This is a genomic window from Aestuariimicrobium sp. G57 (genome assembly GCF_050110855.1).
Classification (GTDB): Bacteria; Actinomycetota; Actinomycetes; order Propionibacteriales; family Propionibacteriaceae; genus Aestuariimicrobium.
Genome location: NZ_JBNINW010000003.1, coordinates 114,292 through 130,727, shown reverse-complemented (window position 1 = coordinate 130,727; position 16,436 = coordinate 114,292). Strand labels below are relative to the sequence as shown.

Genomic DNA, 16,436 nt, shown 5'->3' with positions numbered 1-16,436 from the left:
TGCGTGCTTGGACGGGTGACGGTGTTCAGAACTTTCGGTGGGAATAGGGTTTTCGGCACACGGTCGTCACGTCAGGTGGTCCTCAGCGCCCGAAGCGGCGCTCCCGCTGCGTGAACGAGCGCAGCGCCCGCAAGAAGTCCACCCGCCGGAAGTCCGGCCACAGCGCCTCGCAGAAGTACAGCTCGCTGTGCACGCTCTGCCAGATCAGGAACCCCGAGACCCGCTGCTCGCCGCTGGTGCGGATGATCAGGTCGGGGTCGGGCTGGCCCTTCGTGTACAGGTGGTCAGCGATCTGCTCGATCTCGAGGGTGTTGGCAAGCTCGGCCAGCGTCGTCCCCTTCGCTGCCTCGTCGGCGAGCAGCGAGCGGAACGCATCACGCAGTTCATGGCGCCCGCCATAGCTCACCGCCACATTGACGTGCATGCCGGTGCGGTTCTCGGTGGCCGCGGTGGCCTTGGTCAACCGCTCGGCGATCGGGGACGGCAGCAGGTCCATGGCCCCGACGATCTGCACCCGCCAGCCGGGGTGGGCGGCCAACTCGTCAACCAGGTCAGCGATCACTCCGAGCAGGTCGTCCAGCCCCTCGGAATCTGCCCGCTGCAGGTTGTCGGTGCTGAGCACCCACAGCGTCACCCGGCTGATGCCGGCCTCATCACACCACCGGCAGAACTCCAGCAGCTTGTCAGCGCCGGCGCGGTACCCGACCACCAATGGTTGGTTCGGGGCATTCAGCCGGGCCCAGCGCCTGTTCCCGTCCGCCATCACCGCGACATGCTGGGGCAGGCGCGACCGGTCGATCTCGGCACCCAGCCGACCCTCGTACGACCGGTACAGCAGGCCCTTGGGGTGCAGTCGATCGACGACGTCGTGCAACGTGTCGCTGCCCGCCCAGCGGGCGAGGGGAGTCTTGCTGAAGAAGGACTTCGCGGGCATGCGCACAGACTAGCGACGTGGGTGAGGGGGCTGTGGGTTACCTCCAGATGAACTGGAACCTACGTTTGCGTAGGTTTTGCTGGCCCCGGGTTGAACCACAAACCTACGCAAGCGTAGGTTTGTGGTGTGGAGAAGTTGAAGCACGCGCCCGATGACGCCGCAGAGTCTGAGCAGTCCGTCATCGACCAGGTCGCAGCAGTGGTCAAGCCGCGCCTGCGTGGGTGGCTGCACACCGGCATGACCCCGCTCATCTTCCTGGGCGGGCTGGTGCTGCTCATCCTGACCCCGAGCATCGGCGGACGGACCGCCGTGGCGGTCTACCTGCTCAGCTCGCTCATGCTGTTCGGCAACTCGGCCATTTATCACCGGGGCCGCTGGAATGACACCGTCGCGGGCGTGTTGCGGCGCATCGACCACGCCAACATCTACCTGTTCATCGCCGGTACGTACACCCCGCTGGCGGTGCAACTGCTCAGCGGTCCGTCGCGCGTCGCGCTGTTGGCGCTCGTGTGGACGGCTGCCGCAGCCGGTGTGTTGTTCCGGGTCTTGTGGCTGTCGGCCCCGCGCTGGCTCTACACCGCGCTCTACCTGCTGATGGGCTGGGCCGCGCTCGGCTGGTTGCCGCAGTTCTGGACGAACGGCGGCCCGCTCGTCGTGGTGCTGGTGGTGCTGGGCGGGCTCGTGTACTCGTTCGGGGCCGTGGTCTATGCCCGCAAGAAGCCCAACCCGTCGCCGACGTGGTTCGGGTTCCACGAGATCTTCCACGCCGCCACGGTGGTCGCGGCCCTGTGCCACTTCGCGGCCATCTGCGTGGCGACGTTCGGCTGAGCTGGGGTCGTCCGGAACCTCAGGCGAACTCGAGGTGAACAGTCGGCGCGGCGTCGTGGATTGACGCCGGCGAGAGTTAGGTTTCCCAGCAGAAGCAGTTGTCTCGGGCCCCATGGCCCGGCCTTCCCCAGGCGAAGTTTCACCACGGAACGAAAGATCCGCGCAAGGGCGTGCCCCTTGGGTATCGCCGCTTGCCACGGGAAGGAAACACCGTGCTCAAGAGTGCCACCGACGCCTCGGCCCCCGAATTCGGCATTGCCCGCCAGCACGTCACGCAGGACGCGCTCAACGTGGCCGCCGAACAGTCGACCCGCACCTATGTCATCGACACCTCGGTGTTGCTGAGTGACCCCCGCGCACTGCTGCGGTTCGCCGAGCATGCCATCGTGTTGCCGATCGTCGTCATCAGTGAACTGGAGGGCAAGCGCCACCACCCCGAACTGGGCTACTTTGCCCGTTCGGCGCTGCGCCTTCTCGACGACCTGCGCGTCAAGCATGGCCGACTGGATGCCCCGATTCCGGTGAATGACAAGGGCGGCGTCATCCATGTCGAGCTGAACCACACCGACCAGGAGCGCCTTCCCCTGGGCTTCCGGCTGGGCGACAACGACACCCGCATCCTGGCGGTGGCGCTGAACTACAAGGCCGAGGGCCACGACGTGGTCCTGGTCTCGAAAGACCTGCCGATGCGTGTCAAGGCGTCCGCAGTGGGGCTCGAGGCGCAGGAGTACCGCGCCGAACTCGCCCGTGACACCGGCTGGACCGGCATGGTGCACTACGACGTCAGTGGTGACGTGGTGGACGGGCTGTACAGCGACGGCGCCGTGGACATTGCCGAGACCGATGACCTGCCCGTGAACACCGGACTGGTGCTGCACTCGTCCGGGGGGACGGCGCTGGCGCGCAAACTGCCCAACGGGCAGGTGCGGCTGGTGAAGTCGGACCGCGAGGCGTTCGGGCTGCACGGCCGCTCGGCCGAACAGCGCGTCGCGCTCGACCTGCTGCTCGACCCCGAGGTGGGCATCGTGTCGCTCGGTGGACGCGCGGGCACCGGCAAGTCGGCGCTGGCGTTGTGCGCCGGTCTCGAACTGGTGATGGAACGGCGGATGTATTCCAAGGTGATGGTCTTCCGGCCGCTGTACGCGGTCGGCGGGCAGGAACTGGGCTACCTGCCCGGCAGTGAGAGCGAGAAGATGGCGCCGTGGGGCCAGGCCGTCTTCGACACCCTGAGCGCCCACACCAACAAGTTCGTCATCGACGAGATCATGGACCAGAACATGCTCGAGGTGTTGCCGCTGACCCACATTCGCGGCCGCTCGCTGCATGACGCGTTCGTGATCGTGGACGAGGCACAGTCACTGGAGCGCAATGTGTTGCTGACCGTGCTGAGCCGCATCGGGCAGAACTCGCGGGTGGTGCTGACCCATGACGTGGCCCAGCGCGACAACCTGCGGGTGGGGCGCCACGACGGCATCGCGGCGGTGGTCGAGCGACTCAAGGGCAATCCGCTGTTCGGGCATGTGACGCTGACCCGCTCGGAGCGCTCGCCGATCGCGGCCCTGGTGACCGACCTGCTGGAGGAGGCACTCTGAGGCTGGATCAGCGGTTGATCCAGGCCTGGTGGCTGGGGGCGTAGCGCACCGGGTCGACCTGGAACCGTTGACTGGTCTCGTCGAGCATGGCCAGGTCAGCGGCGTCCAGGTCGACCTCGGCCGCGGTGGCATTCTCGGTGGCACGCTCGGGCTTGCTCGTCCCCGGGATGGGTGCGGCGTGGGGCTGGGTGGTGATGATCCAGGCCAACGCCACCTGCCCCGGGGTGCAGCCGTGCTTGTCGGCGATGCCGGTGACGACCTCGACGAGCCCCTGGTGTTCGGTCATGCGCCCGGCCTCGAAGCGCGGGAACATGGCGCGGCGGCGGTCGTCCACGGTGTCGGGGGTGAGCTTGCCGGTCAGGAACCCCTTGCCCAGCGGGCTGAACGGCACGAAGCCGATGCCCAGATCTTCGAGCACGGGCAGGATCTGCTGCTCGGGTTCGCGCCACCACAGCGAGTATTCCGATTGCAGGGCGGTGACCTGTTGCACGGAGTTGGCGCGGCGGATGATGTCGACACCCACCTCTGACAAGCCGAAATGCCCGACCTTGCCGGCGTCGATCAGCTCTTTGACGGCCCCGGCTGATTCTTCGATGGGCACCTCGGGGTCGAGGCGGTGCTGGTAGAGCAGGTCGATGTGGTCGACCTGCAGCCGTTGCAGCGACCCGTCCACGACCTCTTTGATGTGTTCGGGGCGCGAGTTCAGCCCGTCGAGGCCGTTGTTGACGTTGAAGCCGTACTTGGTGGCGATCGTGACCCGCTCGCGCACCGGGGCGAGCACCTGACCGACCAGGCGTTCGTTCTCGTGCGCGAAATAGACCTCGGCGGTGTCGAAGAATGTGACCCCGGCGTCGAGGGCGGCGTGGATGACCTGTGTCGCCTGCTCAAGGGTGGCGAGGCTCATGCAGCCCAGCCCACACGTAGCTGGCGTTGTTCGACGTGGCTGGCGCTCTAGGGACCAGCTGGGTCGAACAACGCCAGCTACGTGGGTGGTTGCCGGGGTGATGGTCGATCACTTCACCGGGGGGATCCCGATGCTCGCGGTGTTGGTGACCTGCTTCGAGTTGCCACCGCCGGGGCGCTTGATGACCCACTGGTCGACCACGCGGCCGGTGGCATCCTTGGCGGTGTAGGTCATGGTCGAGCCCTCGACGTCGATCAGCTGGTAGGTGCTGGTGGAGTGGAAACCGGTGATGGGCGTGGCACCGTTCTTCGTCCAGTCGCTGTAGTCGAGCGGGTACTGGCGGTTCGACGAGGACGAGGTGACATAGAGCGGGCCGTTGTTCTTGCCCTCGGCGTTGGTCTGGCCCGAGACGTAGGCGTGGTCATGGCCCTGCAGCACCAGGTCGACATTGTGCTTCTGCAGCACAGGCAGCATCGTGGCGCGCAGTTCGGGGTTGCCGCGGTCGGGCGAGGATGAATAGATCGGGTAGTGCATGGTCACGATGGTGAACTTGCGGGGGTTGTTGGTCAGGGTCTGGTCGAGCCAGGCGGCCTGGGCATCGAGCCACTTCTGCTCGTCCGCGGCCGCGAGCGGAATGCGGTAGTAGCTGTTCAGGGTGACCACGCGCACGTCATCGATGTCGGTGAAATAGACCGTCTCGTTGAAGTGGGGGAACTCGGTCGGGCCGTTCTGGGGGACCGCGAACTGTGCGCGGAACTGCGGGGTCAGCTCACCCGATGCGGTCGAGCGGTACTCGTGGTTGCCCACGGCCGGCAGCCACTTCATCGTCTGCGGGATCGTGCCCGCAGCGCCGAACAGTTCGTGCCACTGCTGGTCGTTGTTGAACGTGTTGACCTGGTCACCCACGGTGATCATGGCCGCAGCATTCGGACGATCAGCCTGCGCGGCGCTGGCAACGCGGGTCCACCACTCCTTGATGCCGGTCTGGATGTCGCCCATGGCGATCAGCGAGGTCTTCGTGGCGTTGGGGTTCGAGGTGGTGAACTCCTGCCAGCCCGACCAGCTGCCGCCGGCGCCGCCGACGCGGTACATGTAGGTGGTGCCGGGCTTCAGCCCGGTGATGGTGGCTTCGTGGAAGGCGTGCTGGTAGCCCAGGTTGGAGTCGATGACCTGGGTGGTGCCCGCCACCGTGGTCTTCTTCAGGCCCCACGGGTTGGCGGTGACGGGCGACCATTCGACGACCGGGGTGATGCCGACGGCCGTGCGCCACGAGACCACCTGCTCGGTCTCGGCGTTCTGGGTGGCGTTCAGCACGATGCGGTCGGGCACGGTGCTCGGTGCGGACGGGGCCGTGGTGACGTACTGCGCGGGCACGGTCAGGGCCGAGACGTTCTCGGACTGGGTCAGGGTGGGGGCAAAGGCGGTGATGCCGGGCACGGCGATGGCGATCGCCAGCGCGGCGGCGTGAGTGCTGCGGAGCTTCATTGTTCCTCCTGGGGGACCTGCGGGGACATGATGACGCTAGGCAACCGGGGTGAACCGTGGAGGTGCTGTGGGAAAACGTTTCATGACTAGTCGGTGGCCTGTTCACAGGTTCGCTCAGTGCCGCTGAACACACTGGCGGGCGGTGATCAGCGGTACGGGGAAACTCTGCGTGAACCCCGGGTGAAGAACCTGACGAGACGTGGTGGATCTGGCCTAGGTTGACCGCGACCGTGTCCCCTCCCGTCAAAGGACTTCTCATGAACTCGTCCAACCTGCCCGGCTCCTACCTGTCCCGCCGCGTGTTCGGCACCGGCGTCGCCGCCGCAGTGCTGACCCCGGCCTTCCTGCGCTCGAGCGCTGCAGCGGCGTCCGACTTCCCGAATTCCGGGCTCGTCAGCGTCGTCCAGACCTCGACCAGCACCCACCAGCCCGGGCTGCAGGTCAGCCACTACGACGTGGTGGCCACCCACGGCGCGTCGAAGGCGCACCTGTTCACCGTTGACCTGCGCATCTCGACCACCAACCTGCTGTGCACGAAGACCATCGCGTGGAACCAGCGCCTCGACGACATGGCCGAGGACGCCGGTGCCATCGCCGCGGTGAATGCCGACTTCTTCCAGAACTCGGTCGAGCACGCCGGTGTGCCGGCGACGTTCGCACCGGTCGGCGTCGAGATCCTCGACGGCAAGATCCTCAAGTCGGCGGTGCCCGAGGGCCAGCGCTACGGCGGCACCATGCCCAACCCCGAGAACCGCGGCAACGAGGTGATCGGTGTGCAGCGCAACGGCCGCGGTGCCGTCACCCGCATCGAACTGGACGCGTTCATCAACAACGAGCGCATCGGCAAGATCGCCGTCAACGGCCTGAACATCTATGGCATGGACGTCAACCAGATCACCGCCTTCGACCACCGCTGGGGTCGCCTGTCGCGCCAGCGCGTTGCGTGCGGCACCAACCGCAGCCGCCGCGATGTCTGCTCGACCGACGTCGTCGAGGTGATCCTGACCAACAACAAGGTGACCTCGATCTCGCCGACCATCGGCGCCGGTCAGCTGGGTGAGAAGCAGTTGGCGATCGTGGGACGAGAGCAGGGCGCGGCGAAGCTGCGCCAGCTGCAGGTGGGTGACGAGGTGGCCTCGAACTTCCGCGGCGTCGCCGAGAACGGCAACAAGTTCGACTGGGCCGTCGCTGGCGGCATCTTCGTCAAGGACGGGGCCCTGACCGCCAACATCTCGAACCAGCCGGGCGAGCCCCGCACCTATGCGGGTGTCGATGCCGCCGGCGAGACGATGTACCTGCTCACCATCGATGGCCGCGACAACGTCTCGAAGGGCATCTCGACCCGCGACGGCGCCGACCTGGTGCGCCACCTGGGTGCCCACGACGGCGTGCTGCTTGATGGCGGCGGCTCGTCCACGATGATCGCCCGCGACGGGCTCGAGGGTGACTGGGAGCTGCTGAACCGCAGCCGCGTGAGTGGCATCGAGGTGCTGCGCTACATCCCGAACGGCATCGGCATCTTCCCGTACTGAGCCACGCCCTGACACCCCCTGTCGCCCCACCAGCCACGTGGGTCGCAGGGGGTGAGTGCGCCGGAATTTCGGGGGGCAGGTTGTATGTGATTGCGGGCGGGCGCGCAACTGGGCGGGCAGGCTGGTGTCATGAGCAGCTCACCGATGACCCTGCAATTTCTCGGCGCCTCGGGCACCGTGACCGGATCGAAGTACGTGCTGACGATCGGCGAACGCCATGTGGTGGTCGATGCCGGCCTGTTCCAGGGCGAGAAGCAGTGGCGCGAGAAGAACTGGGAGCCGTTCCCGATCGACCCGCGCACGATCACCGACGTGCTGCTGACCCACGCCCACGCCGACCATTCCACCTATCTGCCGCGGCTGGTCAAGCAGGGCTTCACGGGCCCCATCTGGATGACCCGCGGCACTGCGGCCCTCGCCGCGATCGTGTTGCGGGATTCGGGCAAGCTGCAAGAGATCGAGGCCGAAGAGGCGGCGGCCGGCGGCTGGTCGAAGCACCACCCGCCGCTGCCGCTGTACACCCGTGACGACGCCGAGGCGACGATCAAGCAGTTCCGCACGATTGAGTTCGACGAGGTCGTCGACCTGGGCGATGGGCTGGTGGGCACGTGGACGCGCGCGGGCCACATCCTGGGCTCGGCCAGTGTGCGCGTGAGCCACGGTGATTGTGAGGCACTGTTCTCGGGCGACCTCGGACGCCACGACCACCCGCTGCTGAAGCCGCGTGGGGTGCCGCAGGGTGCGCGGTTCGTGCTGTGCGAGTCGACCTATGGCGACCGGGAACACCCCGAACCCGAGCTCGAGCACGAGCCGTTCGCCGATGCTATCAGGCGCACTGTCGAGCGCGGTGGCCAGGTGGTGGTGCCGGCCTTTGCCATCGACCGCACCGAGACGGTGCTGCGGTCGCTGGTGCAGATGATGGGTGCCGGGCGCATCCCCGACGTGCCGGTGTTCGTCGACTCACCCATGGGGTTGGCGGCGCTCGAGGTCTATTCCGACACGAGCCTTGACGAGTTGCGCGACGACATCAGGGTTGAGGACTTTCGAGGGCTCCCGCGGCTGAAGGTGCTGAGGTCGTCCGGGGAATCGAAGCAGCTCAACGCCATGCGCCAGCCCTGCATCATCATCTCGTCATCCGGCATGGCCGAGGGTGGACGGGTGCTGCACCACTTGGCGCGGCTGTTGCCCCACCAGCGCAACACCGTGGTGCTGACCGGATACCAGGCCGAGGGCACCCGTGGCCGGGCGCTCGAGGATGGTGCCCCGCAGGTGAAGATCCATGGTCGCTACGTTCCGGTGCGGGCCGAAATCGTGCGTGACCACGAGTTTTCGGTGCATGGTGACGCCAGCGACCTGCTCGACTGGGTGGCGGCACTCGACCCGGCACCGGAACATGTCTTCGTCGTGCACGGTGAGCCGGGCGTCGCCAGCACCTTCGCCGGGCGCATCCGCGACGAACTCGGCATCGAGGCCGTGGTCGCGCGCCACGGTGAGGTGGTGGCGCTCGGGCCCGACGGCTCGCAAACGCTGACCGAGGGCGAAGAACTCGACTTCGACGCCGTCAACGAAGGCCCCGACGGCGAGTGACGCTGGTTTGTCGCGGTTGGGTGGGGCTGGGAGACTGTCCGGGTGGCTGGCCCTAACCCCCGCGCGGGAGCGCGCGACATGTTCCTGACCGTCGCGGTGCTGATGGTGCCCGTGCTGCTGATCACGTGGTTCTTCACCCGCGACCCCGAGCAGCCGCCCATCGTGGACGTGCCGTGGCAGTCGACGGTGCAGACGGCGAAGACCGAGGCGGGCTTCCCGGTGCAGACGCTGGTGGCGCTGCCTGCCGGGTGGCGCGCCACCAAGGCGACGTTCGTCAAGCAGGGCGAACAGCTGCCGTCGGGCAACCCTGCCGATGCGCCCACCCTTGAGCTCGGCTTCCTCAGCGATGACGAGATGTACTTCGCCGTGAACCAGACGTCGTCGACGAGCTCGTCCTATCGCCAGCAGGTCACCAGGGACGGCATCAAGCTCGACCCGGTGAAAGTCGGCGATGTTACGTGGGACCACTACCAATCGCCCAACGACCGGACGCATTCGCTGGTGCGCACCGAGGGTGGGGTGACCACGCTGCTGGTTTCCGACGCCGGCGTCGACCGGTTGGTGCAGCTCGCGGGAATGCTGACGCCGGCCTGACGGGGAGTCAGGCGTCAGGCCCACCCGCCGGTGCACGGCGTGGCGCCTCGGCAGCCTCGGCCTGGGCCCGGGCCGCAGCGACCTTTTCACGGGCGCCGTCGAGCCAGTCCTGGCAGATCTTCGCCAGTGCCTCACCGCGTTCCCACAGCACCATTGACTCGGCCAGCGGCACCCGGCCGGATTCGAGTTTCTGGACGACCTCGGCCAGCTCGGCGCGGGCCTGTTCATAGGGGATGGGCTGATCACTCATACGCGCTCCTGGGTGGTTCGGGTCTCGTGGGGGCGGGACGTGTCCTCGGGGTGGGGGATGGCCTGGCGCACCTCGAGGATGATCTGGCCGTCGTGCACCCAGGCCATCAGGTCGTCGGCCTCGTCAACCTGGTGCACCGACGTGATCGTGTCGGAACCGTCGCTGAGGATTGCGTAGCCGCGCTCGAGCGTGCGCTGCGGCGAGAGCGACCGTACGCGACCCAGCAGGTGTTCGACCTCTTGGTGCTCATGGGTGACCACCCGGGCGATGGAGGTGCGCAGGCTCTGCCGCAGCAACCGCAGCGCCTCGTCGTGCACCTCGAAGCTGGCGAGCGGGTTGACCAGCACCGGCCGGCTGCGCAGCTGGTCGAGGTGGCGCTGCTCGTTGTCGAGCCGTGAGCTGACGGCGTTGAGCAGCCGGGTGCGGTGCTGGGCCACCATGGCCAGTTCCTCGACGGCGTCGGGCACGATGCGCCGCGCGGCGTCGGTCGGTGTCGAGGCGCGCAGGTCGGCGACATTGTCGAGGATGGGGGAGTCCTTCTCGTGCCCGATCGCCGAGACGACGGGGGTGCGTGCAGCGGCCACGGCCCGCACCAGCCCCTCGTCCGAGAACGGCAGCAGGTCTTCGAGCGACCCGCCGCCGCGGGCGATGACGACCACCTCGACCGCGGGGTTTGCGTCCAGGTCGGCGAGGGCGGCCATGATGGCGTTGGCCGCGTCGGGACCCTGCACGGGGGTGTGGCGCACCTCGAAGCGTGCCGCGGGCCAGCGGCGCCGGGTGTTGGTGATGACATCGCGTTCGGCATCGGAGTTCGCCCCCGAGACCAGCCCGATCACGGCCGGGGCGAACGGCAACCGCTTCTTGCGCACGGGGTCGAACAGACCCTCGGCCTGCAGTGTGCGCTTGAGCTGTTCGAGCCGGGCCAGCAGCTGGCCCTCGCCGACCGGGCGGATCTCGCGGCACTCGAACGTCAACTGGGTGGTGCGCTCGAACATGCGCGCCTTCACCCAGGCGGCCACGGTCGCGCCCTCGGTCAGGGGGCCGGCGGCGTCGAGCACGAGCCGACTGCAGGTCAGGGTGGCCGACACGTCGGCGCGCAGGTCGCGCAGCTTGAGGTACTGCGTCGCGGTGTTGCGCCGGTTGATCTCGAGCACCTGGCCCTCGACCCAGATGTCACCGGTGCGCTCGATCCAGCCACGCAGGCCGGACACGACACGGGCCAGCGGCTGGGGCTTGTCAGGTGAGCTTTCGAGTGGCACGTGCTCAACCCTAGGGGGTGGGTCTGACAAAATGCTGGTCCATCATGGCGGTCACGTAGACTCGGGGCCATGAGTTCGGACGCAATGACTGAGAATGCCAGGAGTGTGGTTGTCGCCGCTCCCCGTGGTTACTGTGCCGGTGTTGACCGGGCCGTGATCACCGTCGAGAAGGCGCTCGACCTGTACGGCCCCCCGGTCTATGTGCGCAAGCAGATCGTGCACAACAAGCACGTCGTCGAGACCCTCGAACAGCGGGGCGCCATCTTCGTCGAAGAGCTCACCGAGGTGCCCGAGGGCGCCACGGTCGTGTTCTCGGCCCACGGTGTCTCGCCTGCCGTCCACGCCGAGGCCGCCGAACGCGAACTCAAGACGATCGACGCGACCTGCCCCCTGGTGACCAAGGTGCACCACGAGGCGAAGCGGTTCGCCAAAGAGGATGTCGAGATCCTGCTGATCGGCCACGCCAACCACGAAGAGGTTGAGGGCACGATGGGCGAGGCCCCCGAGCACATGACGCTGGTCGAGCACCCCGAGGACGTCGAGCGCCTCGAAGTGAAGGACCCCAGCAAGCTGGCCTGGCTGAGCCAGACCACCCTGAGCGTCGACGAGACCTATGAGACGGTGCGCCGGCTGCGCGAGAAGTTCCCGCTGCTGATGGACCCGCCCTCGGATGACATCTGCTACGCCACCTCGAACCGGCAGGCAGCCATCAAGCAGATCGCGGCGCATTCAGACCTGGTCATCGTCGTGGGCTCACGCAACTCGTCCAACTCGGTGCGGCTCGTCGAGGTGGCCCTGGATGCCGGCGCCAAGGCGGCCTACCGCGTCGACAACGCCGGCGAGATCGACCCGGCCTGGCTCGAGGGCGTCGACAGGGTCGGCGTCACCAGCGGTGCGTCTGTGCCCGACGAACTGGTGCAGGGTGTGCTGCAGTTGCTGGTCGAGAAGGGCTACCCGCAGGCCACCGAAGAGCGGTTGACTGAGGAGTCGCTGGTCTTCGCGCTGCCGCCTGAGCTGCGCAAGGACCTGAAGCGCGCCGCCCAGCACTGATCGGGTGAGACGAGTCGGGTCAGACGAGTCGGGTCAGACGAGCAGGCGCGTGAACGTGCTGTCGGTCGGCAGCACCTCTGCCTGCAGCGCGCTCTTCTTGAGGCGGTCGACCAGCTTGGGAAAGTCGAGCGGGTCGGCCAGTTCGATGCCCACGAGCGCCGGGCCGCTGTCCCGGTTCGACCGCTTGACGTATTCGAAGTGGACGATGTCATCGGTGGGGCCGAGCACCTCATCGAGGAACCGCCGCAAAGCCCCCGGCTCCTGGGGGAAGCTCACCAGCAGGTAGCGCTTGCGGCCCTCGTGCACCAGTGAACGCTCGACGATCTCGGCGTAGCGGGACACGTCGTTGTTGCCACCCGACAGGATAGTCACCACGGTCTGGCCCGGCTCGATGGTGACGGTCGTGTCGACCGACCCATGCCGCAGCGCAGCGGGTGCGAGCGCACCGGCGGGCTCGGCGATGATGCCGTCGACCTGGTAGAGCTCGAGCATCTCGGAACACACCTGCCCCTCGGGCACTGCCACCAGTTCGGGTGCGATCTGCTGCACGAGCGGCAGGGTGAGGTCACCGGCCCGGCTGACAGCGGCGCCGTCGACGAACGTGTCGATGCCGGTGAGGGTGATGGGCCTGCCCGCGGCCATGGCCTCGATCATGCACTGGGCGCCGGCGGGTTCGATGCCGACGATGCGGGTCTGTGGGTGGTGGGTGCGCATCCAGGCCCCCATGCCCGCCAGCAACCCGCCGCCACCCACGGGTACCAGCAGCACGTCGGGGGCCTTGCCCAGCTGCTGGACGATCTCGGGGGCGATGGTGCCCTGGCCGGCCATGGTGCGCAGGTCGTCGAAGGCGGCCACCATGGTGGCGCCCTGTTCCTTCGCCGTGAGCTTCGCTGCGGTCGAGGCGTCGTCGTAGGTGTCGCCGCCCACGATCAGTTCGATGTGGCCGGCGCCGAGTGCGAGCATGCGGTCACGCTTCTGGCGCGGGGTGGTGCTGGGGATGAACACCCGGGCATTGATGCCCAGCCGTGCGCACGACCACGCCACCCCCTGGCCGTGGTTGCCGGCGGATGCACAGATCACGCCGGCGGCGCGTTCCTCAGCGGTGAGCTGGCTCATCAGGGCATAGGCGCCCCGCAACTTGTAGGACCGCACCGGCTGCAGGTCTTCACGCTTGAGCCACACCTCGGCGCCGGTGGCGTCGGACAGCCGGTCGTTGCGCTGCAGGGGGGTCAGGGTGGCGACGCCTTCGAGCGACCGCGTCGCGGACTCGATGAGCGTGGACAGTTCAGCGGGTGTGGTCACAAGAGTCATTTCTACTCCGGTGGTCGCGATCGCGCACCTGCGCGCCGGACCTCAGCCCAGCGAGCGCAGCCGGTTGGTGGCCTGTGCGGTGGCGCGGGACTGCTCCTCGGCGACCAGGTCGTCGGCGGACGGCTCAGGCCGGGTGAGGGACAGGTCATCGAGCAGCGACGGCACCTCGTGGGCGCTCTCGATCAGCTCGGGCGAGGTGATGGAGCGCACCGCCTCGTCAACCACCTTGGGGGTGGCCAGCTGTGCGTCGGTCACGTTCAGCGAAGCGATCTTGCGGGCCTGCGCCAGTACCCGCGTCTCGAGGGAGCCGACGGTGCCGTTGTAGGCCACGACCGCGGTGTTGAGCGCCCGGCCGAGCTTGTCGACGTGCGTGCCCATCTTGCCGAGCCGCGAGTACAGCTCGCGGGCCAGTTCGAAGACCTCTTGCGCGTTCTCGGCCAGGTCGGCCTGGCGCCACGAATAGGCCACCGTCTTCAGCAGCCCGATCAGGGTGGTCGGGGTGGCGATGATGACATTGCGTTCGCTGGCGTACTGCAGCAGGTCGGGCATGCGGCTCAGCGCCTCGGACGCGAGCCCCTCGCTGGGGATGAACATCACGACGAACTCGGGTGTCGCCGTCTGGGTGCTCGTCCAGTAGCGCTTGCCGGACAGCTGGTCGACGTGTGAGCGGACGTTGCGGGTGAAGGCACCCATCAGGCGCTCCTGTTCAGCCGGCTCGGCCGCCTCTTGTGCGTCCAGGAACGCGTTCAGCGGCACCTTCGAGTCAACATGGACGAACCGGTCATCACCAAGCATCACCGTCATGTCGGGGCGGATGGTGGCGTCAGCGGCATTGGTGGTGGTGCCCTGCTGTTCGAAGTGGCAGTGCTCGACCATGCCCGAGAGTTCGACCGCCCGCTTGAGTTGCAGCTCGCCCCACTGCCCGCGCACCTGCGGCTTGCGCAGCGCCGTCACCAGCGCGGCCGTCTCGCGGCGCACCTCGGTGCCGGTCAGCGTCACCTGTCGCACCTGCTCGCGCAGCTCGGACGAGATCGAGACGCGTTCCTTCTCGATCTCGGCCAGCTTGGCCTGGAACTCGCCGAGCTGGCGGGTCAGCGGCACCAGCATCGCCTCGACCGCCTTGTTGCGCTCGACGGCCGAGGCGTCGACAGCCTTGCCCTGCTTGTCGAGCTGTTCACCCGAGAGCACCTTGAACTGGTCGACCATGCGCTGCTGGTCATCGGTCATCGCCTTCACCTGCGCGAGTGCGGCATCACGCTCGGCCGCAGCAGCCGCAAGTGCCGACCTGGCCTCGGCGACCTCGCTGCGGGCGTGGCTCACCATGGCCTGCTGCTCGGCCCGGTCGGCATCGGCATTGGCCGCCTCGGTGCGGTGCTGGGCGAGCAGCTCACGCTGGGTCGCCAGCTCGACCCGCACCTGGGCCGTCTCGCTGCGGGCATCCGATGTATCGGCCCGGGCGCGTTCGGCGGCCGCCCTGGCCTCAGCCAGGGCGGCCGCAGCGTCCGAGGAGTCAGCCTGCACCCGGGAACGCGACACCAGCCAGGCGCCAACGGCACCCACGACGATGCCCAGCAGCAGGCCGACGAGCGGCACGATGAGCGATGCGAAAGTCATGCCTTCACTGTGCCGTACCCCTCTGACAAAAACTTTTCCCCACCCCGCGCGGGCCCTGATTCCGCCACGTGCGCCCCGTCCTGTGGGCGCTGGGCGGCCACCAACCAGATGCCCGCACAGACTGCGAATGCGACGCCGTAGCCGACGCGGCCGACCGGTGGCACGAAGAACTGTGCCGGGAACAGTGCCATGGCAAGTCCCAGCGGCCAGGCTGCCCAGCGCATGACCGTCGCGCGCCGTGACCAGGCGAGTGCCACCAGCACACCGGCCACCGACAGCGCCACCAATCCCAGCCCGAACGTGGCCAGTGCTGCCGGGTGGTTGCGCACCTGGTCGACCACCGCCAGCATCCCCGCCGACGGATCGGCCACCTGGGCTGCCCCCAGGGCATGCAACCCGAAGGTTTCGGCCCCGTAATAGGGCAGGCACAGCACGGCCCCGACCAGTGCCAGGGTGCGTGCGGCCCGCGCGCTGGGGGAGCGGTGCCCGGCGACGGCGAGCGACTCGTCCAGTCGCAGGGCCAGGCGGGCGAACTGGGCGATGGCGAGCACGCCGAACAGGTGGGCGGTGACCCACAGGGGGCTGGCGAACGCCGCCGCGGCGGCGCCGGGGTCATCGCCGGCATCGCCATAGGGCCGCAGTACGAGATAGGTGGCCATCGCAAGACCCGTGCCGACCAGCGGGGCGGCGAGGGCGCGAAAGGTGGGGGACGGGTGCTTCATGGGTTCCTCCAGGGTGAGAGCGGTGCTCTTCACAGTATGAGAGCAGCGCTCTCGAAAAACAAGAGCTGTGCTCTCGCAATGTGCTGCGAACCCCGGCATGATGGGTGGCATGGCAGACAACAGCGAACCCGGTGCCCGGCAGCGGGGCAGGGCCGAGAACACCGCACGGATCCTGGCCAGTGCGCGCCGCCAGATCGCCGAGCATGGGGCCGTGGGGCTGTCCATGCGTGCCGTCGCCCGCGACGTCGGCATGGTCTCGTCGGCCGTCTTTCGCTATTTCGAGTCCCGCGAAGCGCTGCTGACCGAACTGATCATCGAGAGCTACCACCACCTGGCCGATGCCGTGCACGACGCGGTCGACCGGGTCGGTGGCGGGCGCTCGGCTGCCGACAGGTGGCGCGCCGCCACCCGCGCAGCACGGGCATGGGCGCTGCAGTTCCCGCACGAGTTCCAGCTGATCTACGGCACGCCCATCCCCGGCTACCAGGCCCCGCCGCAGACGATTCCCGCCGCAGCGAGGGTGGCCGGGCCGTTCCTCGAGATCGCCGCCACGGGCGCCGGCGCCGATGACCACCCCGGTGGCGGCTTCGTCCAGCCCGTCGACGTCTCGGCCGGGGCCACGGCAGGGGCCGTGGCCGAACTCACCCAGCTGATCGGCTTCATCACCATGCAGTTGGCGGGCCACTTCGTCGGGGTGGTGACGGCCCCTGACGACTATTTCGACGTCATCATCGAGCGGCAGGTGGCCACGCTGGGGCTTGACTGACCGGGAAA

At 68.0% G+C, this 16,436-nt stretch carries 15 protein-coding genes; 7 read left to right on the top strand and 8 right to left on the bottom strand.

Translation table 11 applies throughout. From position 1 onward, the window contains the following. Positions 1 to 82 precede the first annotated feature (82 nt). Positions 83 to 934, bottom strand: a complete 852-nt coding sequence (locus tag ACQCX5_RS07635; RefSeq protein WP_434541433.1) for an isoprenyl transferase — start codon at positions 932 to 934, stop codon at positions 83 to 85. A gap of 180 nt (positions 935 to 1,114) precedes the next feature. Here ACQCX5_RS07635 and trhA point away from each other — a divergent pair, with 180 nt between their 5' ends. Then, positions 1,115 to 1,762 (top strand): PAQR family membrane homeostasis protein TrhA, encoded by a 648-nt coding sequence (gene trhA / locus ACQCX5_RS07630; RefSeq protein WP_434541891.1) that lies wholly within the window; start codon positions 1,115 to 1,117, stop codon positions 1,760 to 1,762. 254 nt (positions 1,763 to 2,016) lie between these two features. After that, complete coding sequence (locus ACQCX5_RS07625) at positions 2,017 to 3,354, top strand: PhoH family protein (RefSeq protein ID WP_434541890.1); 1,338 nt, start codon at positions 2,017 to 2,019, stop codon at positions 3,352 to 3,354. Positions 3,355 to 3,361: 7 nt separating this feature from the next. Here the strand turns inward: ACQCX5_RS07625 and ACQCX5_RS07620 are convergent, their stop codons facing one another. Both ACQCX5_RS07620 and ACQCX5_RS07615 read right to left on the bottom strand, forming a co-directional pair. After that, positions 3,362 to 4,258: an aldo/keto reductase gene (locus ACQCX5_RS07620; RefSeq protein ID WP_434541432.1), complete on the bottom strand. Its 897-nt coding sequence runs from the start codon at positions 4,256 to 4,258 to the stop codon at positions 3,362 to 3,364. Positions 4,259 to 4,366: 108 nt separating this feature from the next. After that, the gene (locus ACQCX5_RS07615; RefSeq protein WP_434541431.1) at positions 4,367 to 5,743 is read right to left on the bottom strand and encodes a fibronectin type III domain-containing protein; all 1,377 of its coding nucleotides are present in this window, start codon (positions 5,741 to 5,743) and stop codon (positions 4,367 to 4,369) included. Positions 5,744 to 6,000: 257 nt separating this feature from the next. On the opposite strand from ACQCX5_RS07615, the gene ACQCX5_RS07610 reads away from it, so the two are divergent. The 3 genes from ACQCX5_RS07610 to ACQCX5_RS07600 all read left to right on the top strand — a co-directional run bounded on the left by ACQCX5_RS07610 (position 6,001) and on the right by ACQCX5_RS07600 (position 9,456). Beyond that, positions 6,001 to 7,275 (top strand): phosphodiester glycosidase family protein, encoded by a 1,275-nt coding sequence (locus tag ACQCX5_RS07610; RefSeq protein ID WP_434541430.1) that lies wholly within the window; start codon positions 6,001 to 6,003, stop codon positions 7,273 to 7,275. Positions 7,276 to 7,404: 129 nt separating this feature from the next. Beyond that, positions 7,405 to 8,862 (top strand): MBL fold metallo-hydrolase RNA specificity domain-containing protein, encoded by a 1,458-nt coding sequence (locus tag ACQCX5_RS07605; RefSeq protein WP_434541429.1) that lies wholly within the window; start codon positions 7,405 to 7,407, stop codon positions 8,860 to 8,862. A 42-nt stretch (positions 8,863 to 8,904) separates the two neighbouring features. After that, complete coding sequence (locus ACQCX5_RS07600; protein ID WP_434541428.1) at positions 8,905 to 9,456, top strand: DUF4245 domain-containing protein; 552 nt, start codon at positions 8,905 to 8,907, stop codon at positions 9,454 to 9,456. A 7-nt stretch (positions 9,457 to 9,463) separates the two neighbouring features. Here ACQCX5_RS07600 and ACQCX5_RS07595 read toward each other — a convergent pair whose 3' ends face one another. Then, positions 9,464 to 9,706 (bottom strand): exodeoxyribonuclease VII small subunit, encoded by a 243-nt coding sequence (locus tag ACQCX5_RS07595; RefSeq protein ID WP_434541427.1) that lies wholly within the window; start codon positions 9,704 to 9,706, stop codon positions 9,464 to 9,466. Continuing rightward, positions 9,703 to 10,965 carry an exodeoxyribonuclease VII large subunit gene (gene xseA / locus ACQCX5_RS07590; RefSeq protein ID WP_434541426.1) on the bottom strand — a complete coding sequence of 421 codons (1,263 nt, stop codon included), beginning with the start codon at positions 10,963 to 10,965 and terminating at the stop codon, positions 9,703 to 9,705. The genes ACQCX5_RS07595 and xseA overlap by 4 nt, the downstream gene beginning before the upstream one ends. 69 nt (positions 10,966 to 11,034) lie before the next feature. On the opposite strand from xseA, the gene ACQCX5_RS07585 reads away from it, so the two are divergent. After that, on the top strand, positions 11,035 to 12,015 hold the full coding sequence (locus tag ACQCX5_RS07585; protein ID WP_434541425.1) for a 4-hydroxy-3-methylbut-2-enyl diphosphate reductase: 981 nt from the start codon (positions 11,035 to 11,037) through the stop codon (positions 12,013 to 12,015). 33 nt (positions 12,016 to 12,048) lie between these two features. On the opposite strand, the gene ilvA is transcribed toward ACQCX5_RS07585, so the two are convergent. The 3 genes from ilvA to ACQCX5_RS07570 are packed head-to-tail and all read right to left on the bottom strand — an operon-like array spanning position 12,049 to position 15,662. Next, positions 12,049 to 13,326 (bottom strand): threonine ammonia-lyase IlvA, encoded by a 1,278-nt coding sequence (gene ilvA, locus ACQCX5_RS07580; RefSeq protein WP_434541424.1) that lies wholly within the window; start codon positions 13,324 to 13,326, stop codon positions 12,049 to 12,051. Positions 13,327 to 13,368: 42 nt separating this feature from the next. Next, complete coding sequence (locus tag ACQCX5_RS07575; protein WP_434541423.1) at positions 13,369 to 14,940, bottom strand: DNA recombination protein RmuC; 1,572 nt, start codon at positions 14,938 to 14,940, stop codon at positions 13,369 to 13,371. Then, positions 14,937 to 15,662 carry a hypothetical protein gene (locus ACQCX5_RS07570; protein WP_434541422.1) on the bottom strand — a complete coding sequence of 242 codons (726 nt, stop codon included), beginning with the start codon at positions 15,660 to 15,662 and terminating at the stop codon, positions 14,937 to 14,939. Before ACQCX5_RS07570 ends, ACQCX5_RS07575 begins: the two co-directional genes overlap by 4 nt. A gap of 109 nt (positions 15,663 to 15,771) precedes the next feature. On the opposite strand from ACQCX5_RS07570, the gene ACQCX5_RS07565 reads away from it, so the two are divergent. Beyond that, complete coding sequence (locus ACQCX5_RS07565; RefSeq protein ID WP_434541421.1) at positions 15,772 to 16,428, top strand: TetR/AcrR family transcriptional regulator; 657 nt, start codon at positions 15,772 to 15,774, stop codon at positions 16,426 to 16,428. Positions 16,429 to 16,436 lie beyond the last annotated feature (8 nt).